A 21,553-nucleotide genomic window follows, 5' to 3' on the forward strand; every position below is an offset into this window, starting at 1 on the left:
GCCTCCCCCTGCATGCAGGGGGGGGCTGGGAGGGGGTGAGGCTTTTGATCTTGAGGCAAAGAGCGACCCCACCCCAACCCTCCCCTGCGGAGCAGGGGAGGGTGCAGGAAGCGTCAGCCCACGACGCCGTCGGCGTCCAGGTGATAGCGCGTGGCCAGCTCCACTTCTTCCTTCGAGCCGAGGAACACCGGCACGCGCTGGTGCAGGCCGGTGGGCTGGATCTCCATGATGCGCTGGCGACCGGTGGTCGCCGCGCCGCCGGCCTGCTCGATGATGAAGGCCATCGGGTTGGCCTCGTACATGATGCGCAGCTTGCCGCCCTGCTTCTCGATCTTCGCGTCCAGCGGGTAATAGAACACGCCGCCGCGGGTCACGATGCGGTGCACGTCGGCGACCATCGAGGCGACCCAGCGCATGTTGAAATCCTTGCCGCGCGGGCCGGTCTTGCCGGCCAGCAGTTCGCCGATGTAGCGCTGCATCGGCGCCTGCCAGTGACGCTGGTTGGACATGTTGATGGCGAACTCGGTGGCCTGCTCGGGAATGCGGATACTGCGACGACTGAGCACGAAGCTGCCCACCTCGCGGTCCAGCGTGAACTCGTGGGTGCCGTGGCCGAAGGTCAGCACCAGCACGGTGGCCGGGCCGTACACCACGTAGCCGGCGGCGAGCTGGGTGGTGCCCGGCTGCAGGAAGTGTGCGGCCTTCGGCTCGGTCACGCCGTCCGGGCAGCGCAGCACCGAGAAGATCGTGCCGACGGAGATGTTCACGTCGATGTTGGAGCTGCCGTCCAGCGGATCGAACAGCAGCAGGTGCTGGCCCTTCGGATAGCCGTCCGGAATCTGCTGCGGGTCTTCCATCTCCTCCGAGGCGCAGGCGGCGAGGTGGCCGCCCCAGGCATTCGCCTCCAGCAGGATCTCGTTGGAGATCACGTCCAGCTTCTTCTGCGCCTCGCCCTGGATGTTGCCCGTGCCGGCCTCGCCCAGCACGCCGCCCAGCGCGCCCTTGCCGGTCGCCACCGCGATGCGCTTGCAGGCGCGCGCGACCACCTCGATCAGCAGCGAGAGTTCGGCATTGATGTGGCCGGCGCGGCGTTCCTCGATCAGGAACTGGATCAGCGAGACGGGTTTCATGTCGGGTCCGTGGCGTAGGAAACGCAGATTGTCGCATTTGTCGGCAAGCGGGGCGTGGGGCCAGCCCCTGCTGACAACACGTTGGCAGCAGGGGGTCGCCAAGCTGTACCTCCAAGACGGAGGGATACGACATGCGCGACACGGTCTATTTCGTGGTGTTCGACGGTTTTGCCGACTGGCAGGCCGCACTGGCACTGTGCGAGATCCGCCGCCCCGGCGACTGGGAGGTGCGCACCGCGGGTTTCTCGCGGGCCATGGTGACCTCGATGGGCGGCCTGGCGGTGAAGCCGGACCTCGCCCTGGAAGAGGTCGAGCTGGCGCGGGCGGCCTTGCTGATCGTGCCCGGCGGCCACTTGTGGTTGCGCGATGAGGGGCATGCGGCGGTGGAACTGATCGCCCGCGTGCACGCCGCCGGCGCGCCGGTGGCCGGCATCGACAGCGGCGTGCTGGCGCTGGCCCGCAGCGGATTGCTCGACCATCGCCGGCACACCGGCAACTGGGCCGGCCAGCTGGCGGCACAGGTGCCCGGCTACCGCGGCGCCGAGCAGTTCGACGCCGAGGTGCTGGCGGTCAGCGACGACGGCGTGATCAGCGCCAGCCACCTGGGCAGCATCGAGTTCGCGCGCGAGGTGATCCACACGCTGGATCTCTACGGCGATGCCGACCGCGAGGACTGGTACCGCCTGTTCAAGCACGCACAGCTGCCGCCCTGGTGCGTCGGCGAAGCGATGGCAGCCTGAGGGGCGCGATGAACAAGCTCCTGCAACGCACCGTGGCCGCCTATCGCCCGCTGTACCTGCACGGCCTGCTGCTCGACGGCCAGTACCGGCTGCCGAAGGCGGCTTCGCCGGGCGCCGCCGGCGTGGCCCGGGCCCGCCGACGCACCCTGCTGGCCGCGCTGACCCACATCGTCTTCCACCATCGGAGCAAGTGATGATCCGCACCTATCACGGCAGCTGCCATTGCGGCGCAGTGCGCTACGAGGCCGACCTCGACCTCGCCGCGGGCACCGGCCGCTGCAACTGCTCGATCTGTACCAAGACGCGCGACTGGGGCGCAGTGATCAAGCCCGATGCCTTCCGCCTGCTGACAGGCGAGGATGCGCTGTCCGACTACCAGTTCAACACCCGCAGTACACACCACCTGTTCTGCCGGCACTGCGGCGTGCGGTCGTTCGGCCGCGGTTACGTCGAGCAGATCGGCGGCGACTACGTGTCGATCAGCCTGGCCTGCCTCGACGACGTCGACCCTCGGGAACTGATCGACGCGCCGCTGCGCTTCTCCGACGGCCGCCACGACAACTGGATGTCGGCTCCAGCCGAGACGCGGCATCTCTGAAACTTTCCACCCGATCGTCAGGAGGGCCATGATGAGCAAGCCACGCGTCACCTTCTTCCACGCCCCGCAGAGCCGTTCCGCCGGCACCCGCGCCCTGCTCGAGGAGCTCGGCGCCGACTACGACCTGCATGCGCTCAACCTGAAGACCGGCGACACGCGCAAGCCGGAGTACCTGGCGATCAACCCGATGGGCAAGGTGCCGGCAATCCGCCACGGCGAGGCGCTGATCACCGAGCAGCCGGCGGTGTTCCTGTACCTGGCCGATCTCTACCCCGAAGCCGGGCTGGCGCCGCCGCTCGGCGATCCGCTGCGCGGGCCGTATCTGCGCTGGCTGGTCTACTACGGTTCGTGCTTCGAGCCGGCGGTGATCGACAAGTCGATGCAGCGCGAACCCGCGCCGCCGTCAACCTGTGCCTACGGCGATTACGACACCATGCTGAAGACGCTGACGGACCAGCTCGAGCGCGGGCCGTACCTGCTGGGCGAGACCTTCAGTGCCGCCGACGTGTTGTGGGGCACGGCGCTGAACTGGACGGTGATGTTCAAGCTGGTGCCCGAGCTGCCGGTGATCCGTGCCTACATCGACCGCGTGCTGGCGCGCCCGGCGATGCAGCGTGCGGCCGCGGCCGATGCCGCGCTGGTGGCGGCGCAGTCGGCGTGAGCCATGGGCAGGGTCGCGCATTGCGTCCGCGTTCGTCGCGGCCATGACCTTCGACGCTGGCAGGCGCGCGCCGCCTCGGTAATCATGCGCGGATGCGTCGCGCCGATCGCCTGTTCCTCATCATCCACGCGCTGCGCGGTCGGCGTACCGCGCTGCAGGCGCGTGCGCTGGCGCAGACCCTGGGCGTGTCGCTGCGCACGGTGTACCGGGACGTGGCCGACCTGCAATTGTCCGGCGTGCCGATCGAGGGCGAGGCCGGCGTCGGCTACATGCTGCGCAAGGGTTCGGACATCCCGCCGCTGATGTTCAACGCCGACGAGCTCGAGGCCCTGGTGGTCGGTTCGCGCTTCGTGCAGGCCTTCGCCGGCGTGCGCCTGGCCGAGAGCGCGCGGGCGGCGCTGTTGAAGATCGAGGCAGTATTGCCGCCGGACCTGCGCGAGCGCGCCGGCAGCACGCGCATCTTCGCCCCGGTCTGGCGCGACCAGTACCGCGAGGATTTCGCCGCGCTGATCGACCAGTTGCACGCGGCCATCGTCGGCAACCAGGTGCTGCGGCTGGACTATCGCGACGAGGCCGGGCAATCCAGCGTGCGCGAGGTCGAGCCGCTGTGCCTGTCGTTCTGGGGCGGCAAGTGGACGCTGGGCGCGTGGTGCCGGTTGCGCGGGGATTTCCGCAATTTCCGCCCCGACCGCATCGGCACCGGCACGCCCACCGGCGAAGTGTTCGCCGACGTCGCCGAGCGCGGCCTGGCCGCCTACCTGCGTGCGGTGGGCGTGGACCAGCTCGCGCTGCGCTGAACGCGGTTCGCCGTGTTCAAGCCGCGGCCAGCGCGTTAGGCTTGACGGGTTCGCCGGATCGCGCTGCGTTCCGCCCGCCGATTGCCCGCCAAGGAGCCCGTGTTGAAGATGACTTCCAGGATCACCCGCCTCGCCGCGCTGGCACTGGCGTTCGGCGTGTTCGCCGTGGCTTCGGCGACGGCGGTGCCGGCCGCCGCCGCGAGCAGTGCGGATGCGCAGTTCAAGCGCATCTACACCACCGAATGGGCGTGGCGCAGCGGCCACCCCGGCAGTACGGACGCCAGTGCCGACAGCGGCCGGCTCGATGACGTCGACGCGGCCAGCCAGCAGCGGCGGCTGGATTACTGGCAGCGCGTGATGAAGCAGCTCGACGCCATCGACGTGGCGCAGCTGTCGCCGGGCAATCGGGTCAACTTCGAGGTCTACCACGCGCAGATCGGCAATCTGCTGGCCGACCAGAAGTTCAAGACCTGGCAGATGCCGTTCAACAGCGACTCGGCGTTCTGGTCGGACATCGGCTACGAGCTCGGCGGCGGCCGCCTGCGCAGTGTCGACGACTACCACAAGTACCTCGACCGGCTGGACCAGATCCCGGCCTATTTCGACCAGCAGATCGCCAACATGCGGCTGGGCCTGAAACGCGGCTTCAGCGTGCCGCGCGAAGTGCTCAAGGGCCGCGACGTTTCCATCGCCGCGGTGGCGGATCTGAAAGACCCCACCCAGAGCAGCTTCTACAAGCCGTTCAAACAGCTGCCCGCCACGATCCCCGCCGACCAGGCGCAGGCGCTGCAGGGCCAGGCGCTGCAGCGCATCCGCGACGAGGTGATCCCGGCCTACGCCAAGCTGCTGGCGTTCTTCCGCGACGAATACGTGCCGCAGGCGCGCACCACGCTGGCGGCCGAGGCGCTGCCCGACGGCAAGGCGTTCTACCGCCAGCAGATCCGCGAGTACACCACGCTCGACCTCAGCCCCGATGCGATCCACAAGATCGGCCTGGAGCAGGTGGCGAAGATCCACGCGCAGATGCTGGAGGTGATGAAGGACACCGGCTTCAAGGGCGACTTCCCGGCCTTCCTGGCCTTCCTGCGCAGCGATCCGCAGTTCTACGCCAAAACCCCGCAGGAGCTGCTCGACAAGAGCGCGTGGGTGGCCAAGGAAGTGGACGGCCAGATGGCCAAATTCTTCGGCCACCTGCCGCGTTCGCGCTTCGCCATCGTGCCGGTACCGGCCGACATCGCGCCGTACTACACCTCCGGCCGCGGCGGCGCCAATGCCTACCTGGTCAACACCTACGATCTGCCCTCGCGGCCGCTGTACAACATGCCGGCGCTGACCCTGCACGAGTCGTATCCGGGCCACGCGCTGCAACTCGAGTTGGCCGAGGAACGGCATGACCAGCCGGCGTTCCGCCGCAACGGCTACATCTCCGCCTATGGCGAGGGCTGGGGCCTGTACTCGGAATACCTCGGCAACGAGATGGGCATCTACAAGACGCCCTACGAGAAGTTCGGCTTCCTCACCTACCAGATGTGGCGCGCGTGCCGGCTGGTGGTCGACACCGGCGTGCACCACCTGGGCTGGACCCGCCAGCAGGCGATCGACTACCTGACCGGCAACACCGCGCTGTCCGACCGCGAGATCGCCAACGAGGTCGACCGCTACATCAGCTGGCCCGGCCAGGCGCTGTCCTACGAGCTGGGCTACCTCAAGATCCGCGAGCTGCGCGAGAAGGCGGAGCAGGCGCTGGGCGCGAAGTTCGACATCCGCCACTTCCACGACACCGTGCTGTCCACCGGCTCGGTGCCGCTGCCGGTGCTGGAGAAGCGCATCGACCACTTCATCGCCGACGGCGGCCCGGAGCCGGATTTCGGCTGTGACTGCGCCAAGGCGCAAGGCACCGGCGACGGCGCCTGAGCGCCACCCGGGCGGGCTGGACAGGTGACTTCACGGATGTAGTAATATCAAGGCGTACTTCACAGGGAGAGTCGCCACCATGACCGCCCGCCTCGCCGAAGCCTCGCCGCGTCACGCGCCGCCCGCCGATACCCTCGGACCACCCGCCTTGCGCGGTTTCTTCCGCCTTGCCGAGGCATGGCAGTTGCGCACGGCCGAGCAGCGCCGCCTGCTCGGCGACCCGCCCGAATCCACCTTCTACAAGTGGAAGCGCGAGCAGGGCGGCAGCCCGGGCCGCGACACGCTCGAGCGCATCAGCTACCTGCTCGGCATCTGGAAGTCGCTGCAGATCCTGTTCCCCGACCCGGCCCAGGCCGACGCCTGGCTGCACAAGCCGAACGCGGCGTCGCTGTTCGGCGGCCACTCCGCGCTCGAGCGCATGCTGTCGGGCAACGTTGCCGACCTGTACGTGGTGCGCCAGTACCTGGACGCGCAGCGCGGCTGATCGCAGCCCGCGATACATCCATCCGCGACGCTGCGATACCCCCGTAGGAGCGCACTTGTGCGCGATGCTTTTGTTTCAGGCCCAACGCGAAGGGCATCGCGCACAAGTGCGCTCCCACGAGGCTGATGCCTGTCCACGGAAAACCGATGTCGCCCTCCTTGCCACCCGTCAAACGCATCCGCTGGAGCCATGCCTGGCGCATCGTGCCCAGCCGCTTTCCGCCGATCGGCGTGTACGACCGCATCGCCGCTCCGGCCGACATCGATGCGCTGTTCGCGGTCGAGGCGCTGACCAACCCGCGCCTGCGCGAGGAGGCCGACGCGCTGAAGCTGGTGCCGAAGGAGCACCGCATCAGCGGGCCCGGCTCCACCCCGGTGATGGCCGCGTTCACCCATCTCAACCCGGAAGGCAGCCGTTTCTCCGACGGCACCTGGGGCGTGTTCTACGCCGCGCACAGCGTGGCCACCGCGGTGGAGGAAACCGTGTACCACCGCGAGCGCTTCCTCGCCGCCACTGCCGAGCCGGCCTGCAGCATCCAGATGCGCTGCTACCGCACCAGCGTGGACAGCCGCCTGCACGACATCCGCGGCGGCTGGAAGGCCGAGCACGATCCGGACGTCTATACGGCCAGCGTGAAACTGGCGCGGGTGTTGCGCGAGGCGGGTTCCAACGGCATCGTCTACGACAGTGCCCGCCACCCGGGCGGCGAATGCCTGGCCGCGTTCCAGCCCGACGTGGTCGCGCCCTGCGTGCAGTCGCAGCACCTGGTCTATCGCTGGGACGGCTCGCGCATCGCGCAGGTGCTGGAAGTCTCGGAGCTGAGCCGGCCGCAGGCGGTCGGCACGGCAAGGTCGAACCCCACTGACGGCAGTGCACCATGAACAGGATCGCCGCGATATTGCTGTTGTGCCTGTGCGCCGCGCCCGCGCTGGCGCGCGACAACCACGCCAACGACCACGCGCATTGGCAGGCGGACATCGCCGCATTCCAGGCCGCGGACCGCGCCACGCCGCCGCCGCGCGGCGCCGTGCTGTTCATCGGCAGCTCGTCGATCCGCTTGTGGAAGACGCTGGCGGCGGACTTCCCCGGCGTGACGACGATCAACCGCGGCTTCGGCGGCTCGGAGATCGACGACGCCACCTTCTTCGCCGACCGCATCGTGGCGCCGTACCATCCGCGCGCGATCGTGCTGTATGCCGGCGACAACGACCTGGCCGACGGCGACAGCCCGGCGCAGGTGCGCGCCGACCTTGCCGCCTTCGTGCACCGCGTGCGCTCGTTCGATCCCGGCGTGCCGATCGCCTTCATCGCGATCAAGCCCAGCGTGGCGCGCCGTGCACTGCTGCCGCAGATTCGCGCGGCGAACGCGCTGGTGCGCGAATACGCGGCGGCGCAGACGGGCGTGGCCTATGTCGACGTGTTCACGCCGATGCTGGGCGAGAACGGCCAGCCGCAGTCGCGATGGTTCGGGCCGGATGGCCTGCACATGAACCGGCGCGGCTACGCGCTGTGGGTCGAGCGGCTCAAGCCGTGGATGGACGCGCACGGCAAGCCTGCCGCGCGCGATTGACGCGCGCGCTCAGGTATCCGCGTTGGTCGCCCAGCCCTGGCGGTCGCCGCGGGTGAACACGCGGTCCGTGTCCAGCACGTCGCCCGCCGCGTGCGCCGGCTGGTCGTGCAGGCGTGCGTAGATCGGCGTGAAGTCCGGCCGCGTCGCCTCGAACAGCTGCGCGAAGTCGTCGATCACGAAATAGGTCTGCTGGTAGGTGTCGATGCGGTAGCGCGTGCTCATCACGCGTTCCAGGCCGAAGCCGATGCGGTTGGGCGAGGGCGAATCGAGGCAGTAGATCGACTCGCCCTTGGAGCTGACGATGCCGGCACCGTAGATGCGCATGCCCTCGGGCGTGTTCATCAGGCCGAACTCCACCGTGTACCAGTACAGCCGGGTGAGGTTCATCAGTGCGTCGGGGCCGATCGCGAACGCCTTCATGCCGCCGCGGCCGTAGGCCTGCATGTAGTCGGCGAACACCGGGTTGAGCAGCAGCGGCACGTGGCCGAACAGGTCGTGGAACAGGTCCGGTTCGCTGAGGTAGTCGAGCTGGTCGGGCTTGCGAATCCACCAGCTGACCGGGAAGCGCCGGTTGGCCAGGTGGTCGAAGAACACCTCGTCCGGCAGCAGGCCTTCCACCGCCACCAGCTGCCAGCCGGTGGCGGCGCCGAGCACCTGGTTGACCTCGCTGAACTTCGGGATGCCGCCGTCGCCCAGGCCGAAGCGCTCCACGCCTTCCATGAACTCGCGGCAGGCGCGCCCGGGCAGCAGCTCGCGCTGCCGCTTGAACAAGGTGTCCCACACCTCGTGGTCGGTCTTGCTGTAGCTCGTCCACGGCTGCTCGACCACGCCGGTGGCGTAGACCGGCACGTAGCCGCGATCGGTCTGCTGGTGTTCGATCTTGCGCGGCGCGGGGGTTTCCATGGCGGTCTCCGGAGACAGCGGGTTCGAAGCGCCAGCTTAGGCCCAATCGCGGGCATGAAGCTTGTTTTGTTGCCGGATACCGGGCGCAGCTTGCACTATTCTTGCTCGCATCACGCCAAACACCGGAGAATCTTGCCATGGCCACGCTGGACCGCACCGACCTGCGCATCCTCGCCGTGCTGCAGGGCGAAGGCCGCATCAGCAATGCCGAGCTGGCCGAACGGGTCAACCTGTCGCCCTCGGCCTGCCTGCGCCGGCTGCAGCGGCTGGAATCGGCGCAGATCATCACCGGCTACGCCGCCCAGGTCGATCCGCAGGCGGTGGGCCTGGGCCTGCAGGCCTTCGTGCGGGTGCAGCTGGCCAAGCACGAGCACGCCGCGGTGGAGCGCTTCGTGGAACGGGTCAACGGCTGGCACGAGGTCGTCGCCTGCCACGCGCTGACCGGCGACATGGACTACCTGCTGCACGTCTACGTCGCCGACCTCAAGGACTTCTCGCGCTTCCTGCTCGATCATCTGCTGAATGCCAGCGGCGTGGCCGACGTCAATTCCAGCTTCGTGCTGCGCACGGTGAAGCGCTCGCCCTCGCTGCCGCTGCAGCATCTGCAGCGGTGAGGCATGGCCGGGTCCGTTCAGCGCCGGCATGGCCGCACGGCCGCCGACTAACGCTAAACTAACTCGTTGATGAGCCTCGACGCCGCCACTACTGCCGATCGCGACCTGCTGCGCCCGCTGCGTTACCTGTGGCGAGTGCCGCTGCTGCTGCTCCATGCCGTGCTGGCGATCCTGCTGGCCGGGCTGGTGATGAGCTGGAACCGCAATCGCGTGATGCGCGACGGCCACGAGCCGTTCCCGCACCGGCTGGTGCGCTGGTGGTCGCTCGGCCTGATGCGCATCTTCGGCTTGCGCGCGGTGCGCGTGGGCCAGCCGCTGGCCGATCCGGTGCTGTTCGTGGCCAACCACACCTCGTGGATCGACATCGAGCTGGTGCACAGCCAGCGCGCCGCGTGTTTCGTGGCCAAGGCGGAGATCGCCGGCTGGCCGCTGGTCGGCTGGCTGGCCGCCAACGGCGGCACCATCTTCCACCGCCGCGGCAGCAACCATTCGCTGGCCGCAGTGATGGCGGTGATGGTCGAGCGCCTGCGTGCGGGGCGCTCGGTGGCGGTGTTCCCCGAAGGCGGCAGCGGCTACAACGGCGTGCTCAAGGTGTTCCACGCGCGCATCTTCCAGGCTGCGCTCGAGGCCCAGGTGCCGGTGCAGCCGGTGGCGCTGCGCTTCGCCCGCGACGGCCGCCGCGTGATCGACGCCGGTTTCCGCGAACACGAGAGTTTCCTGGCCAACTTCGTGCGCCTGCTGGGCGAGCCGCCGATGGATGCCGAGGTGCATTTCCTGGCGGTCGTGCCGGCCAGCGCGGAGGGCCGCCGGCGCATGGCCGAGCAGTCGCGCGAACGCATCGCCGCCGCGCTGGCGGACCGCCCTGCATGACGTTGCCGCGGGGCAAGGATTTTCGCCCGCCCTGGCCCCTGCGCAGCGGCCATATCCAGACCATGCTGTCCTCCAGCGGCGTGCGCCGCCTGCTGCTGCCGCGTGCGGCGAAGACCGTGCTGCAGGGTGCCGAGCCGGTGGTGCTCGACGGCGGCGGCGGCGTGCGCCTGAGCGGCGCCTATACCGCGCAGAAGACCCGTCCGCAGTCGCGCGGCCTGGCCGTGCTGTTCCACGGCTGGGAAGGCAGCGTCGATTCCACCTACGTGCTGCAGACCGGCAGCCGCCTGCTCGCCGACGGCTGGGACATCTTCCGGCTCAACTTCCGCGACCACGGTGACAGCCACGGGCTCAACGAGGCGCTGTTCCACTCCTGCCGGCTCGACGAGGTGGTGCACGCGCTGGGCGAGATCGCCACGCGCTGGAGCGCGCGGCCGATGGCGGTGGCCGGCTTCTCGCTGGGCGGCAACTTCGCCCTGCGCGCGGCGATGCAGACCTCGCGCGTGGGCATTCCGCTCAGCTACGCCTTGGCGGTGTGCCCGATCATCGATCCGGCGGTGGGCCTGTTCTCGCTGGAGGAAACCGCGCCGTGGTTCTACCAGGCGTACTTCATGCGCAAGTGGCGCCATTCGCTGCTGCTCAAGCAGAAGGCGTTCCCGCAGCACCAGTATTTCGAGATGTCGGAGCTGAAGAAGCACCTGCGCGGGCTGACCGAAGCGCTGGTGCTGCGGCACACCGACTTCAAGTCGCTGCAGCAGTATCTGGACGGCTACTCGGTGGCCGGCGACGCGATGCTGGCGATGCAGATTCCCGCCACCATCCTCACCGCGAAAGACGACCCGGTGATCCCGGTCGGCAGCTTCGAGCAGCTGCGCCTGCCGCCCAACGTCGAGCTGGACATCGCCGAGTTCGGCGGCCATTGCGGCTTCATCCGCGGCGGCGACATGGTCAGCTACACTGACGATTACATCGCGGCGCGCTTCAACGCGCTGGCCGACGGCACGTCGCCGATCGGTTGAGAACCTGGCGGTGCAAGGGGGCGAGATGAGGCGAGCAAGCGACACGATCCGCCGGCATGCGACGCGCGGCCTGCGCCTCGCCCTGTGGCTGGCCTGCCTGCCGGGTGGACTGGCGCTGGCGGCGACGCCCGCGGCCACGACCTTCCTGCGCTCGTTCGAACCGGCCGAACCGGCACCCCTGGCGAGTGCGCCCGACCCGCGCTTCAACGTCGCCGTCGCCGGCGGCCCCGACGAGGCGGCGGCGCTCACTGCCAAGCCCGGCGTCGGTTTCAGCGGCCTGCATTCGCTGCGCTACCGCGGTGACGCCGGCGGCCGCCAGCAGGTCGCGCTGTACGTGGTGAACCTGCCGGTGCGCGCGGACACGCAGCTGTCGTACCTGATCTTTCCCGTCTCCAACGCGGGCGACCTGCGCAACCCGGCCAACTACGTGGCGGTGGACCTGCTGTTCGACGACGGCAGCCGGCTGTCCAGCCGCGGCGCGCGCGACCAGCACCGCATCGGCGCGTCGGCGCGTGCGCAGGGCGAAGGCCGCACCTTGTATCCGGATCAGTGGAACTACCTGTCGATCGACGTGGGTGCGGTGGCCGCCGGGCGCACGATCACGCGCATCGTGCTGAGCCACGACGGTCCGGCGGCCCGCTTCGAGGGCTACCTGGACGACCTGCGCATCGGCGCCGCGCCGGCCGACACGCGCCGGCGCCCCAGCGATTTCGTCGACACCCGCCGCGGCAGCAACTCCAACGGCCGCTTCTCGCGCGGCAACAACTTCCCCGCGGTGGCGGTGCCGCACGGCTTCAACTTCTGGACGCCGGTGACCGACGCCGGCTCGAACTGGATGTACCAGTACCAGCAGCGCAACGGCGCCGACAACCGCCCGCGGCTGGAGGCATTCGCGCTGTCGCACGAGCCCAGCCCGTGGATGGGCGACCGGCAGACCTTCCAGCTGATGCCGGCAGCCGTGGCCAGCGGCGCACCCAGCGCCAACCGCGCGGCGCGGGCGCTGAGCTTCAGTCACGCGAACGAGACCGCGCACGCGCACACCTACCGCGTCGCCTTCGACGACGGCATCGTCGCCGAGATCGCGCCGACCGACCATGCCGCGATGTTTCGCTTCACCTTTACCGGCGACCGTTCGCAGCTGCTGTTCGACAACCGCGACGACCATGGCGGCATCACCCTCGATCCGGACGGGCGCAGCTTCAGCGGCTGGTCCGAGGTGAGGAGCCGGCTCTCCGCCGGCGCCACGCGGCTGTTCTTCTACGGCACGGTCGACCAGCCGGTCCGCGAGAGCGGTCGATTGACCGGCGAGGGCCGCGACCACGTCGCCGCGTGGTTCGGCTTCGACACCTCGAAAACGAAAGTGGTGAATCTGCGCATCGCCACCTCGCTGATCGGCGTGGCGCAGGCGCGGCACAACCTGGCACTGGAGATCGCGCCGGGCGACCGTTTCGACGACGTGCGCGAGCGTGCGCAGCGGCAATGGGACCGGCAGCTCGGCATCATCCAGGTGAAAGGCGCCAGCGCCGACGAGCTGACCACGCTGTATTCCAACCTCTACCGCCTGTTCCTGTACCCGAACGCGGCGTACGAGAACACCGCCAGCGCCGCGCAGCCGCACTGGCAATACGCCAGCCCGTTCTCCGCGTCCACCGGCCAGGACACGGCCACGCACACCGGCGCGCGCATCGTCGACGGCAAGCCGTACGTCAACAATGGCTTCTGGGACACCTACCGCACCGCCTGGCCGGCCTACGTGCTGCTCGCGCCGACGAAGGCCGGCGAGATGATCGACGGCTTCGTGCAGCAGTACCGCGACGGCGGCTGGATCGCGCGCTGGTCGTCGCCCGGCTACGCCGACCTGATGGTGGGCACCAGCGCCGACGTGGCATTCGCCGATGCCTGGCTGAAGGGCGTGCGCCACTTCGACGTGCGCGCGTTCTACCAGTCCGCGCTGAAGGATGCGACCGTGGTCAGCCCGCTCGCGGGCACCGGCCGCAAGGGGCTGGAACGCTCGATCTTCAACGGCTACACCGACACCGCCGTCGACGAAGGGCTGTCGTGGTCGATGGACGGCTATATCAACGATTTCGCGATCGGCAATCTCGCCGCCGCGCTGGCCGTCGCGCCGGCCGCGAACGACCCGTACGCCGCGCACTACGCCGACGACGCGGCGTATTTCCACCAGCGGGCGCTGGGCTACGTCAACCTGTTCGATCCCGCCGTCGGCTTCTTCGTCGGCCGCGATGCGAACGGCAAGTGGCGCTACGACGCCAAGGATTTCGACCCGCTGCGCTGGGGCGGCGACTACACCGAAACCAATGCCTGGAACATGGCCTTCCACGCGCCGCAGGACGGCGCCGGCCTGGCCGCGCTGTACGGCGGCCGCGCCGGACTCGCGGCCAAGCTCGATGCGTTCTTCGCCACGCCGGGCAACTTCCACGTCGGCAGCTACGGCGAGCCGATCCACGAGATGCTGGAGGCGCGCGACGTACGCATGGGCCAGTACGGCCACAGCAACCAGCCCTCGCACCACATCATCTACATGTACGACCTCGCCGGCCAGCCGTGGAAGACCCAGGACAAGCTGCGCGACGTGCTCAGCCGCCTCTACGTCGGCAGCGAGATCGGCCAGGGCTATCCGGGCGACGAGGACAACGGCGAGATGTCCGCCTGGTACCTGTTCAGCGCCGCCGGCTTCTATCCGCTGCGCATGGGCACGCCGGCATACGTGATCGGCGCGCCGTACTTCCCGCACATGGACATCGCGCTGGAGAACGGCAAACACATCGTGATCGACGCGCCGGCGGTGAGCGACACCAATCGCTACGTGCAGGGCCTGCGCGTCAACGGCCAGCCGTGGAACCGCCTGACCCTGCCGCACGCGCTGCTGGCGCAGGGCGCCACGCTCGAATTCCTCATGGGGCCGACGCCCTCACGCTGGGCCAGCGACGAGGCCGCGCTGCCGCTGTCACTGACCACCCACGGCCGGCCGCAGCCGTTGCGCGATCCCGCTGCCGCCACCAGCAGCACGCCGGCCATCGCGGGCCTGCCCGCGTTGTTCGACAACGACTCCACCAGCGAAGCCGTGTTGCCCGCAACGTCGACCACGATCGCCTGGCACTATGCCGCGCCGCGCCGGGTCTCCATGCTCACCCTGACCTCGGCGACCGGGGTCGCCGCGCCGTCGGGTTGGCAGCTGCAGGCTTCCGTCGACGGCCACCACTGGCGCACGCTGGATACCCGCCAACAGCAACGCTTCGCCTGGCCCCGGCAGACCCGGGCATTCGCCGTGCCGGCGCCGGGCGAGTACGCGCACTACCGACTGCACTTCGACGCGGCACCGGACGCATCGCCTCGCGCCCTCGCCGAAATCGAACTGCTCGGACCCGCCCCGTAGGGCGGGCACTGCCCGCCAGCCTTTGCGTCCCACGTTCGCGACGAAAGGTGGCGGGCACTGCCCGCCCCACGGAACCGCACACCGCCCGCCCGTAGGAGCCCGCTCGCGGGCGATGCTCTTGCCAATCCCGGCTTCAACAGACGACGGTCTGGTCATCCCGAAGAGCATCGCCCGCGAGCGGGCTCCTACGGGTTGGTGGCGGCAAGGCTGCGCTGGCGCATCCAGCACGCAATGCTCATGCGGTCGCGGCGGGCCGGCAGCACCTCGTGCTCGAACCGCGCCGACAGGAACAGCAGCAGCTTGCCCGCCTGCGGAAGGATGTCGCGCGAGGAACCATCGGCCAGGTACAGCCGCAGTGCCCCGCCGTCGACCTCCCGCCAATCCTCGTTGAGATAGAACACCGCCGACACCACCCGCGCGTCGCTGTGGCGCAGGCGGTCGCGATGACGCGCATAGCGCGCGCCCGGCCGATATACCGCGTAGTGCGCTTCGTACTCGACCAGGCCCAGCATCAGCTCGCGGTTGAGCACGCCGCGCAACACGTCGATGCGATCGGCGAAGGCCTGCTGCGGCACGCTCATCGCGCCTTCGGCGAACCAGCGCGTGCGGTCGCCGCGCCGCGTCGCATCGAGCTGCCCGATGCCGGTGCCTGCAGGCTGCAGCTGTCCGGCGTCATGCAACGCCGCGCACTCGGCCGCCAGCGCGCGGATCTGCGCCGGCTCCAGCAGGTCGTGCACGACGCACCAGCCGTCGCTCGCCAGCGCGTCCGCCGCGGCGTGGAATGAGGAGTTGCCGGAATTCATCGAGCGCCTCGGGATGCACGACGTTGCCGATCCGGTGCAGGCCCGTCGTGGCCGGCGCGGAAAGGTTGCCGCGGAGATGCCGGTGGGTCGGTCCCGTCAGCCGTGCGGCGCCGGCAGCATAAGTCGAAACGTCCTCAGCGCGGCGGCCGTCGCAACGGATCGAGCGGACCCGCCAGGCCGTTGTGGTCGATCTCCAGCGCCAGCGCAAGCGACCGCCCCCATTGCCTCGGCGGAAACCCCTCGCGCGCGAACCAGGCCGGCAGGTCGGCGAGCAGCCGGCCCGCGCCCCGTGTCGTCACCCTCGACAGGGAGACAGCTGCCGTGGCCGGCTGTTGCGCGCTCTCTGCAAGGGCGATTTGCTGCCCGTGTTCAGTCCGCCGCCACGCAGCGCCCCTGCGCCCACGCGCGCAGCGTGTCCACCTGTTCGCGCATCAGCACCGACAGCGGGCGGGTCTGTTGCAGGGCGTGGAGCAGGGCGGCCTGGTCCGGGCCATTGCCTTGGCCGGCGGTGTCGTACAGCGCGCTGACGATGGACTGCTCGATCTCGGCGCCGGAGAAACCCTCGCTGGCGGCGGCCAGCGCGGGCAGCTCGAAGTTCGCCGGGTCGAGCTGGCGGCGCTTGAGGTGCAGGGCGAAGATTTCCGCGCGAACGGATTCGCTCGGCAGGTCGACGAAGAAGATCTCGTCGAAGCGGCCCTTGCGCAGCAGCTCGGCGGGCAACTCCTGCACCGCGTTGGCCGTGGCCACGGTGAACACCTTGGCCTTGCGTTCGGCCATCCAGGTCAGCAGGTAGCCGAGCACGCGGCGCGACACGCCGCCATCGTCGCCGCCGCTGGCCAGGCCCTTCTCGATCTCGTCGATCCACAGCACGCAGGGGCTCAGCAGCTCGGTGCTGGTCAGCGCCTCGCGCAGGTTCTTCTCGGTCTCGCCCTGGTACTTGTTGTACAGCGTGCCGAAATCCAGCCGCACCAGCGGCACGCCGAAGCCGCCGGCGATTGCCTTCGCCGCGAGGCTCTTGCCGCAACCCTGCACGCCCAGCAGCAGCACGCCCTTGGGCGGGTCCAGTCGCGGCACGGCTTCGGGCGAGAGGAACACCGGGCGGCGGCGCTGCACCCATTCGCGCACGCGCGCGACGCCGGCGATGTCGGCGAAGCTGGCGGTGGCGTATTCGTAATGCAGCAGGCCGGAGCGGTTGAGCAGGTTGAACTTGGACTGCATCAGCACCGGCAGGTCGTTCGGGCCGAGCGCGCCGTCGGCGTAGATCAGCTTGCGCACGATGCGCCGCGCGTCCGGCGCGGTCAGGCCGAGCAGGTTGCGCACGATGGTGCGCGCGGCGTCGTTGTCCACCTCGATCTTGCGGCCCTGTTCGCGCTGCCAGCCGGCAGCCTCGCCGCGCAGGATGCCGGCGAGCTCCTTGATGTCCGGCAGCGACAGCGGCACGCGCAGGGCCAGCGCCTCCAGCCCCGCGGGCAGCTCGATCTTCGCGCCCACCAGCACGATGGTGTGCGCCGCCGAGCGCTGGCGCTGCACGATCTCGCGCAGCTGGCGCAGGCTGCGCGCGTAGTCCAGCAGCGAATGGAAGTCGAACAGCAGGTAGATGCCCGCCTCGGTTTGCCCGCGGATCGCGTCCAGCGTGGCGGTGGCGTCCGGCGGCACCGAGCCCTCGCCTTGCGCGAAATCGAGGCGGTTCAGGCCGTCGGTCAGCGTCCAGCGCCACAGCGGGCGCAGCGCCTGTGCGATCACGTGGCGGAAGCAGTCGATCACCCGCTGCTCGTCCACGGTTTCGATGACCAGCAGCGGCGTTGCCGCGCGCACCAGCGTGGTGAGGTCGTCCAGTTCGCTCATGCAGTCCCCTCGTGAGTAGCGCCAGTTTAACGGGCGCCGCCGCCTCTGGCTTTACGCCGCGGTATACAGTGGCCGCCACCTGCAACCCGGCGGAGACATTCCATGCAACTGCGCAGCGACAACTTTGGCGATGGCCAGCGCATTCCCGCGCGCTTCGCGTTCGGCAAGCCGGGCGACCCGTTCGCGCTGTCGGACAACCACAGCCCGCACCTGGCCTGGCGCGACGCACCGCCGGCCACGCGCTCGTTCGTGCTCACCTGCATCGACACCGACGTGCCCAGTCGCGGCGACGACGTGAACCAGGCCGGCCGCACGGTGCCGGCTGACCTGCCGCGGGTGGAGTTCGTGCACTGGCTGATGGCGAACATCCCGGCCGAGTGCGGCGAACTGTCCGCCGGTGCGTGCAGCGACGAGATCACGCCGCGCGGCAAGCGCGAGCCGATCGGCCCGCCAGGCAGTGTGCAGGGCGTGAACGACTACACCGGCTGGTTCGCCGGCGACGCCGGGATGGGCGGCGAATACCTGGGCTACGACGGGCCGTGCCCGCCGTGGAACGACACGCTGCTGCACCACTACCACTTCACCATCCACGCGATCGACGTCGCCGCGTTGCCCCTGGTCAAGGGCTTTTCGCGCGAACAGCTGCGCGCGGCCATGGCCGGCCACGTGCTGGATCAGGTCACGCTGGTCGGCACCTACAGCATGAATCCCGCCGTGGCTGGCTGAACCCGGCACGGCCCGCAGGGGCGCCGCAGGCCGGCCGGCGGCGCCTCCTTCACGTCCGCGTGGCGCGTGCTGTGGGTGAATGACGACCACCCACCACGAGGGATCTCCCCATGTTGCACTACGCACTGGTTTTCCTGGTCATTGCGATCATCGCCGCGATTCTCGGCTTCGGCGGCATCGCGGGCGCAGCGGCAGGCATCGCGAAGATCCTGTTCGTCATCTTTCTGATCCTGGCGGTCATCGCGTTCTTCCGCCGCGCCAGATAGTCTGTCCTTCCCCCAGGAGACCGCCATGCCGGACAAAGCCGTGAACCCGCAAGACACCCCCCTCAAACCCTCCGTCGATGAACGCATCGACGAGCGCGCGGAGCGCGTCAAGCAAGCCACCTCGCAGGCGGTATCCAGCGCCAAGGAAAAGGTCGGGCATGCGGCCGACCGCGTGGAGCAGGGTTTGCACCACGCCACCGACAAGACGGCGTCGGCCGCCCATCGCACCGTCGACAAGGCGGCCGAGGTGGGCGAGCAGGGCCGCGTCGCCTACGAGCGCAGCCGCGATCGCGCCGACGAGCTCCTTGAACAGGCGCGCGAGTACGTGCGCGAGAAGCCGATGCAGTCGGTGGCCATCGCGCTCGGCGCCGGCTGGTTGCTTGGCCGCATCCTGCGACGTTGAAGTACTGATGCACGAGCAGGGTGACAGCACCCGCGAGACGGCGCCGGATCCGGCGCCGTCGTCGTCTGGCCTGTTCGACGAAATCGCCCGGCTGGGCGCGGCGCTGAAGCGTCTGTTCGGCGCGCAGATGGAGCTGCTCGCCGCCGAACTGGGGCTGGCGCGCAGCGCCGTGTCGTGGCTGTTGCTGGCCGGTCTGGCCGCCACCGTGGCCGGGGTCGGCTTCGGCCTCTCCGTGCTCGGCCTGCTCGGCGTGCTGCTGGCGAAGTGGCTGGACTCGTGGGTGTGGGCCCTGCTGGTGCTGGCCTTGTTGCAGTTGCTGTTCCTGTTCGGCGCGGTGCTGCTGTTCCGCCGCTGCATGCACTGGATGAGCCTGCCCGCCACGCGCGGCCAGTGGGGTGCGATGATGCGCGATAGTGCACGCAAGGTCGGGGCGGGACTCGCCGATGGCCAGGCCACGCCGCCGTCGCGTACCGCGACGGACGAGGAGGGTCGATGAAGATCGTCAGACAGATGGCCCGGGTGCGCGCCGCGCAGGAGCGCATGACGCAGGCGCGCCAGGAGGTGGGCGAGCCTGCCTCGGCCCTGCTGGCGCGCGGGCGCGAATATCCGCTGACCACCGTGGGCCTGGCCGCCGGCGCCGGCTTTGCGCTGGGCAGTTTCGACGTGCATCCGCTGCGGGTGCCGGGGCTGGCCTCGCTGGTCGGTGGCGGCCTGGCCGAGGTGCTGGCGCAAGGCACCCATCTGCTCGCCGGGATGGCCGCCGCGGGTCTGGCCGCGCACGCCGCCGATGATGCCGCCGGCGACGCCGCCACCACCGCGGCTTCGGACGGAGGCGCGCCGACCGCATGAGCGCCGAACCGGGGCAGCCACCACCGAACGCGGACGAAGCCGCGCACGAGGCGACCTCGGCGGCGATGCTCTCGCACATGCCGGCCGACCCGCTGCTGGTCGGCGACCTGCCTCGGCCACTGGCGCGGCGGCTGCACAGCGCGCGCGGCACGCGGCGCCACCTGCGCGCCATCCGCATCCTGCTCAACGCGATGCTGCTGCTGGCCTTGCTGTACACCGTCACCCTGACCCGCGCGCTGCTGATCCCGCTGGTGCTGGCCGCCTTCATCGGGCTGGCGCTCAACCCGGTGGTGGCCACCGGCGCACGCCTGCACCTGCCGCGCTGGCTCACCGCCCTGGTGCTGGTGACCGGGCTGGTGGCCGGCATCGGCAGCGGGGTCGGCCTGCTGGCGCAGCCGGCGCTGGGCTGGTTCCACGGCGCGCCCTCGGCGATCCGCAGCTTCGTGCCCAAGTTCCGCAGCCTGACCAAGCCGCTGGAGGCGGCCAATCGCGCCACCCAGACCCTGGTCACCGGCACCTCGCGCAGTGTCGCGCCGCCGCCGGCGCCGCTGTCGATCAGCGCCTGGGATGTCGTCTCCACCGCACCCAAGGTGCTTGCCGCGGTGCTCAGCGTGATGCTGCTGGTGTTCTTCTTCCTGGTCTACGGCGACACCATGCTGCGACGACTGGTGGAGCTGACGCCGAGCTTCTCCTACAAGCGCCACGCGGTCAGCATCGTGCGCAGTTTCCAGAGCGAGGTCTCGCGCTACCTGCTCACCGCGCTGTCGATCAACACCTGCCTGGGCGCGATCACCGCCGGCATGCTGTGGCTGTACGGCGTGCCCGACGCCCTGCTGTGGGGCGCGGTGGCGATGTTCGCCAACTTCATCCCGTACGTGGGGGCGATCTTCACCACCCTGGTGCTGGCCTTCGTGTCGATGCTGTACGCGAAGACCGCCGAGCTGGACGTGTTCCTGCCGGCGCTCACCTTCGCCGCCATCACCATCGTGGAGGGCAACCTGATCACCCCGCTGATCCAGGGCCGCAGCATGCGCCTGTCGCCGATCGCGATCCTGCTGTGGCTGCTGATCTGGGGCTGGCTGTGGGGCATCCCCGGCGCGCTGCTGGCGGTGCCGATGCTGACCTGCGCCAAGCTGATCTGCGAGCGCGTTCGCGGCTGGGAGTGGTTCGCGCTGATCGTGTCGCGCTGATGGCGGCGGTCACGATCGCCGTGGCCGGATCGTCCTGGGAGTGGCCGCAAACGGCGGCAGCCCCGAGGAAGCGACGATGAACAAGCAGGCAAGTCTGGTGACACTCAAGGCCAAGCCCGGCCAGCGCGACGAGGTCCGGCGGGTGTGGGAGAAATACGCCCGCGACTATGTCGCCGGCAGCACGCTCGGCTTCCACTACTGCTACGACGACGCCGATCCGGACCGGATCTTCGTGTTCGGGCTGGGCGACCCGGCCAGCATCCTGGAGTTTGCGCAGCAGCCGTGGTTCGTCGACTACCAGCACGACACGCACGCCCTGCTGGCCGAACCGGGCGAGGTCCGCCGCCTGACGCCGCAATACACGAAGAACGACACCACCCGGGATGCGCCATGACTGACCACGCGATCAACCTGCGCGACAAGCTGGCCCGGTTCACCGAGCACTGGTCTCCGCGCGTCATCGCCGAGATGAACGACTACCAGTTCAAGCTGGTCAAGCTGCAGGGCGAGTTCGTCTGGCACGCGCATGCGGATACCGACGAGGTGTTCATCGTGCTCGAGGGCGCGCTGACGCTGCAGTTCCGCGACAAGGCCGTGCCGCTGGCCGCCGGCGAGATGTACGTGGTGCCCAAAGGCGTGGAGCACCGCCCGGTGGCCGGGCAGGAATGCAGCGTGATGCTGGTCGAGCCGCGCGGCGTGGTGAACACGGGCGATGCCGGTGGGGCCTATACCGCGCAGAACGACGTGTGGGTGTAGCGCGCCGTCAGTCCGCGGCGT

General features: G+C 69.6%; 26 protein-coding genes. 21 read left to right on the top strand and 5 right to left on the bottom strand.

All coding sequences use genetic code 11. The annotated features are described in order from the left end of the window. Positions 1–113 precede the first annotated feature (113 nt). Positions 114–1,130: a class 1 fructose-bisphosphatase gene (locus tag B1991_RS00145; RefSeq protein WP_136256675.1), complete on the bottom strand. Its 1,017-nt coding sequence runs from the start codon at positions 1,128–1,130 to the stop codon at positions 114–116. Between the two features lie 131 nt (positions 1,131–1,261). On the opposite strand from B1991_RS00145, the gene B1991_RS00150 reads away from it, so the two are divergent. The 9 genes from B1991_RS00150 (at position 1,262) to B1991_RS00190 (ending at position 7,894) form a co-directional block, all read left to right on the top strand. Continuing rightward, positions 1,262–1,870, top strand: coding sequence for a DJ-1/PfpI family protein (locus B1991_RS00150; RefSeq protein ID WP_136256676.1), 609 nt, complete (start codon positions 1,262–1,264; stop codon positions 1,868–1,870). 8 nt (positions 1,871–1,878) lie between these two features. Next, a complete protein-coding gene (locus B1991_RS00155) occupies positions 1,879–2,064 on the top strand; it encodes a hypothetical protein (protein ID WP_136256677.1) in 186 nt (61 codons plus the stop codon). Next, positions 2,064–2,468 (top strand): GFA family protein, encoded by a 405-nt coding sequence (locus B1991_RS00160; protein WP_136256678.1) that lies wholly within the window; start codon positions 2,064–2,066, stop codon positions 2,466–2,468. The genes B1991_RS00155 and B1991_RS00160 overlap by 1 nt, the downstream gene beginning before the upstream one ends. A 31-nt stretch (positions 2,469–2,499) precedes the next feature. Continuing rightward, positions 2,500–3,129, top strand: coding sequence for a glutathione S-transferase family protein (locus tag B1991_RS00165; protein ID WP_210772062.1), 630 nt, complete (start codon positions 2,500–2,502; stop codon positions 3,127–3,129). A gap of 92 nt (positions 3,130–3,221) precedes the next feature. Continuing rightward, entirely contained in the window at positions 3,222–3,926 is a 705-nt protein-coding gene (locus tag B1991_RS00170; RefSeq protein WP_136256680.1) for a helix-turn-helix transcriptional regulator, read from the top strand. A 108-nt stretch (positions 3,927–4,034) separates the two neighbouring features. After that, positions 4,035–5,840: a DUF885 domain-containing protein gene (locus B1991_RS00175; RefSeq protein ID WP_136256754.1), complete on the top strand. Its 1,806-nt coding sequence runs from the start codon at positions 4,035–4,037 to the stop codon at positions 5,838–5,840. A gap of 79 nt (positions 5,841–5,919) precedes the next feature. Then, positions 5,920–6,324, top strand: coding sequence for an MbcA/ParS/Xre antitoxin family protein (locus tag B1991_RS00180; RefSeq protein ID WP_136256681.1), 405 nt, complete (start codon positions 5,920–5,922; stop codon positions 6,322–6,324). Positions 6,325–6,470: 146 nt separating this feature from the next. Beyond that, positions 6,471–7,205, top strand: a complete 735-nt coding sequence (locus B1991_RS00185) for an RES family NAD+ phosphorylase (RefSeq protein WP_136256682.1) — start codon at positions 6,471–6,473, stop codon at positions 7,203–7,205. Continuing rightward, positions 7,202–7,894, top strand: a complete 693-nt coding sequence (locus B1991_RS00190; RefSeq protein WP_136256683.1) for an SGNH/GDSL hydrolase family protein — start codon at positions 7,202–7,204, stop codon at positions 7,892–7,894. Before B1991_RS00185 ends, B1991_RS00190 begins: the two co-directional genes overlap by 4 nt. 9 nt (positions 7,895–7,903) lie before the next feature. Here the strand turns inward: B1991_RS00190 and phhA are convergent, their stop codons facing one another. Further along, on the bottom strand, positions 7,904–8,797 hold the full coding sequence (phhA, locus tag B1991_RS00195; protein WP_136256684.1) for a phenylalanine 4-monooxygenase: 894 nt from the start codon (positions 8,795–8,797) through the stop codon (positions 7,904–7,906). 137 nt (positions 8,798–8,934) lie between these two features. On the opposite strand from phhA, the gene B1991_RS00200 reads away from it, so the two are divergent. The 4 genes from B1991_RS00200 to B1991_RS00215 all read left to right on the top strand — a co-directional run bounded on the left by B1991_RS00200 (position 8,935) and on the right by B1991_RS00215 (position 14,694). Beyond that, positions 8,935–9,411 (top strand): Lrp/AsnC family transcriptional regulator, encoded by a 477-nt coding sequence (locus tag B1991_RS00200; protein WP_136256685.1) that lies wholly within the window; start codon positions 8,935–8,937, stop codon positions 9,409–9,411. Positions 9,412–9,480: 69 nt separating this feature from the next. Continuing rightward, positions 9,481–10,281, top strand: coding sequence for a lysophospholipid acyltransferase family protein (locus B1991_RS00205; protein ID WP_136256686.1), 801 nt, complete (start codon positions 9,481–9,483; stop codon positions 10,279–10,281). Next, a complete protein-coding gene (locus B1991_RS00210) occupies positions 10,278–11,297 on the top strand; it encodes a YheT family hydrolase (protein ID WP_136256687.1) in 1,020 nt (339 codons plus the stop codon). The genes B1991_RS00205 and B1991_RS00210 overlap by 4 nt, the downstream gene beginning before the upstream one ends. 25 nt (positions 11,298–11,322) lie before the next feature. After that, positions 11,323–14,694, top strand: coding sequence for a GH92 family glycosyl hydrolase (locus B1991_RS00215; protein WP_136256688.1), 3,372 nt, complete (start codon positions 11,323–11,325; stop codon positions 14,692–14,694). 185 nt (positions 14,695–14,879) lie between these two features. Here B1991_RS00215 and B1991_RS00220 read toward each other — a convergent pair whose 3' ends face one another. The 3 genes from B1991_RS00220 to B1991_RS00230 form a co-directional block, all read right to left on the bottom strand. Beyond that, positions 14,880–15,497 carry a 2OG-Fe(II) oxygenase gene (locus B1991_RS00220; RefSeq protein ID WP_136256689.1) on the bottom strand — a complete coding sequence of 206 codons (618 nt, stop codon included), beginning with the start codon at positions 15,495–15,497 and terminating at the stop codon, positions 14,880–14,882. A gap of 134 nt (positions 15,498–15,631) precedes the next feature. Next, the gene (locus B1991_RS00225; protein ID WP_425466640.1) at positions 15,632–15,796 is read right to left on the bottom strand and encodes a putative quorum-sensing-regulated virulence factor; all 165 of its coding nucleotides are present in this window, start codon (positions 15,794–15,796) and stop codon (positions 15,632–15,634) included. A 70-nt stretch (positions 15,797–15,866) separates the two neighbouring features. Further along, positions 15,867–17,342, bottom strand: coding sequence for an AAA family ATPase (locus B1991_RS00230; protein WP_136256690.1), 1,476 nt, complete (start codon positions 17,340–17,342; stop codon positions 15,867–15,869). A 102-nt stretch (positions 17,343–17,444) separates the two neighbouring features. Between B1991_RS00230 and B1991_RS00235 the strand changes: the two genes are divergently transcribed. From B1991_RS00235 to B1991_RS00270, 8 genes are all read left to right on the top strand, one after another. Continuing rightward, entirely contained in the window at positions 17,445–18,068 is a 624-nt protein-coding gene (locus B1991_RS00235) for a YbhB/YbcL family Raf kinase inhibitor-like protein (protein ID WP_136256691.1), read from the top strand. A 110-nt stretch (positions 18,069–18,178) separates the two neighbouring features. After that, on the top strand, positions 18,179–18,334 hold the full coding sequence (locus B1991_RS00240) for a DUF1328 domain-containing protein (RefSeq protein WP_136256692.1): 156 nt from the start codon (positions 18,179–18,181) through the stop codon (positions 18,332–18,334). A gap of 25 nt (positions 18,335–18,359) precedes the next feature. Further along, a complete protein-coding gene (locus tag B1991_RS00245; RefSeq protein WP_136256693.1) occupies positions 18,360–18,737 on the top strand; it encodes an ElaB/YgaM/YqjD family protein in 378 nt (125 codons plus the stop codon). A 7-nt stretch (positions 18,738–18,744) separates the two neighbouring features. Beyond that, the gene (locus B1991_RS00250; RefSeq protein ID WP_136256694.1) at positions 18,745–19,233 is read left to right on the top strand and encodes an ABC transporter ATP-binding protein; all 489 of its coding nucleotides are present in this window, start codon (positions 18,745–18,747) and stop codon (positions 19,231–19,233) included. After that, positions 19,230–19,586, top strand: a complete 357-nt coding sequence (locus tag B1991_RS00255) for a hypothetical protein (protein ID WP_136256695.1) — start codon at positions 19,230–19,232, stop codon at positions 19,584–19,586. The genes B1991_RS00250 and B1991_RS00255 overlap by 4 nt, the downstream gene beginning before the upstream one ends. After that, positions 19,583–20,776 (top strand): AI-2E family transporter, encoded by a 1,194-nt coding sequence (locus B1991_RS00260; protein WP_425466641.1) that lies wholly within the window; start codon positions 19,583–19,585, stop codon positions 20,774–20,776. Before B1991_RS00255 ends, B1991_RS00260 begins: the two co-directional genes overlap by 4 nt. 76 nt (positions 20,777–20,852) lie before the next feature. Next, a complete protein-coding gene (locus B1991_RS00265; RefSeq protein ID WP_136256696.1) occupies positions 20,853–21,170 on the top strand; it encodes a putative quinol monooxygenase in 318 nt (105 codons plus the stop codon). Then, a complete protein-coding gene (locus tag B1991_RS00270) occupies positions 21,167–21,532 on the top strand; it encodes a cupin domain-containing protein (protein ID WP_136256697.1) in 366 nt (121 codons plus the stop codon). The genes B1991_RS00265 and B1991_RS00270 overlap by 4 nt, the downstream gene beginning before the upstream one ends. Positions 21,533–21,553: the final 21 nt, after the last annotated feature.

It is taken from the genome of Rhodanobacter lindaniclasticus (genome assembly GCF_004799035.1).
GTDB lineage: Bacteria > Pseudomonadota > Gammaproteobacteria > Xanthomonadales > Rhodanobacteraceae > Rhodanobacter > Rhodanobacter lindaniclasticus.

Excerpts from the sequence above, each read along its gene's own strand:
- phhA (WP_136256684.1), bottom strand. The coding sequence starts at position 8,797 with ATGGAAACCCCCGCGCCGCGCAAGATCGAACACCAGCAGACCGATCGC.
- B1991_RS00150 (WP_136256676.1), top strand. The coding sequence starts at position 1,262 with ATGCGCGACACGGTCTATTTCGTGGTGTTCGACGGTTTTGCCGACTGG.
- B1991_RS00265 (WP_136256696.1), top strand. The coding sequence starts at position 20,853 with ATGAACAAGCAGGCAAGTCTGGTGACACTCAAGGCCAAGCCCGGCCAG.
- B1991_RS00235 (WP_136256691.1), top strand. The coding sequence starts at position 17,445 with ATGCAACTGCGCAGCGACAACTTTGGCGATGGCCAGCGCATTCCCGCG.
- B1991_RS00175 (WP_136256754.1), top strand. The coding sequence starts at position 4,035 with ATGACTTCCAGGATCACCCGCCTCGCCGCGCTGGCACTGGCGTTCGGC.
- B1991_RS00245 (WP_136256693.1), top strand. The coding sequence starts at position 18,360 with ATGCCGGACAAAGCCGTGAACCCGCAAGACACCCCCCTCAAACCCTCC.
- B1991_RS00145 (WP_136256675.1), bottom strand. The coding sequence starts at position 1,130 with ATGAAACCCGTCTCGCTGATCCAGTTCCTGATCGAGGAACGCCGCGCC.
- B1991_RS00200 (WP_136256685.1), top strand. The coding sequence starts at position 8,935 with ATGGCCACGCTGGACCGCACCGACCTGCGCATCCTCGCCGTGCTGCAG.
- B1991_RS00220 (WP_136256689.1), bottom strand. The coding sequence starts at position 15,497 with ATGAATTCCGGCAACTCCTCATTCCACGCCGCGGCGGACGCGCTGGCG.
- B1991_RS00210 (WP_136256687.1), top strand. The coding sequence starts at position 10,278 with ATGACGTTGCCGCGGGGCAAGGATTTTCGCCCGCCCTGGCCCCTGCGC.
- B1991_RS00205 (WP_136256686.1), top strand. The coding sequence starts at position 9,481 with ATGAGCCTCGACGCCGCCACTACTGCCGATCGCGACCTGCTGCGCCCG.
- B1991_RS00240 (WP_136256692.1), top strand. The coding sequence starts at position 18,179 with ATGTTGCACTACGCACTGGTTTTCCTGGTCATTGCGATCATCGCCGCG.
- B1991_RS00160 (WP_136256678.1), top strand. The coding sequence starts at position 2,064 with ATGATCCGCACCTATCACGGCAGCTGCCATTGCGGCGCAGTGCGCTAC.
- B1991_RS00165 (WP_210772062.1), top strand. The coding sequence starts at position 2,500 with ATGAGCAAGCCACGCGTCACCTTCTTCCACGCCCCGCAGAGCCGTTCC.
- B1991_RS00180 (WP_136256681.1), top strand. The coding sequence starts at position 5,920 with ATGACCGCCCGCCTCGCCGAAGCCTCGCCGCGTCACGCGCCGCCCGCC.
- B1991_RS00230 (WP_136256690.1), bottom strand. The coding sequence starts at position 17,342 with ATGAGCGAACTGGACGACCTCACCACGCTGGTGCGCGCGGCAACGCCG.
- B1991_RS00270 (WP_136256697.1), top strand. The coding sequence starts at position 21,167 with ATGACTGACCACGCGATCAACCTGCGCGACAAGCTGGCCCGGTTCACC.
- B1991_RS00250 (WP_136256694.1), top strand. The coding sequence starts at position 18,745 with ATGCACGAGCAGGGTGACAGCACCCGCGAGACGGCGCCGGATCCGGCG.
- B1991_RS00260 (WP_425466641.1), top strand. The coding sequence starts at position 19,583 with ATGAGCGCCGAACCGGGGCAGCCACCACCGAACGCGGACGAAGCCGCG.
- B1991_RS00255 (WP_136256695.1), top strand. The coding sequence starts at position 19,230 with ATGAAGATCGTCAGACAGATGGCCCGGGTGCGCGCCGCGCAGGAGCGC.
- B1991_RS00215 (WP_136256688.1), top strand. The coding sequence starts at position 11,323 with ATGAGGCGAGCAAGCGACACGATCCGCCGGCATGCGACGCGCGGCCTG.
- B1991_RS00185 (WP_136256682.1), top strand. The coding sequence starts at position 6,471 with ATGTCGCCCTCCTTGCCACCCGTCAAACGCATCCGCTGGAGCCATGCC.
- B1991_RS00170 (WP_136256680.1), top strand. The coding sequence starts at position 3,222 with ATGCGTCGCGCCGATCGCCTGTTCCTCATCATCCACGCGCTGCGCGGT.
- B1991_RS00155 (WP_136256677.1), top strand. The coding sequence starts at position 1,879 with ATGAACAAGCTCCTGCAACGCACCGTGGCCGCCTATCGCCCGCTGTAC.
- B1991_RS00190 (WP_136256683.1), top strand. The coding sequence starts at position 7,202 with ATGAACAGGATCGCCGCGATATTGCTGTTGTGCCTGTGCGCCGCGCCC.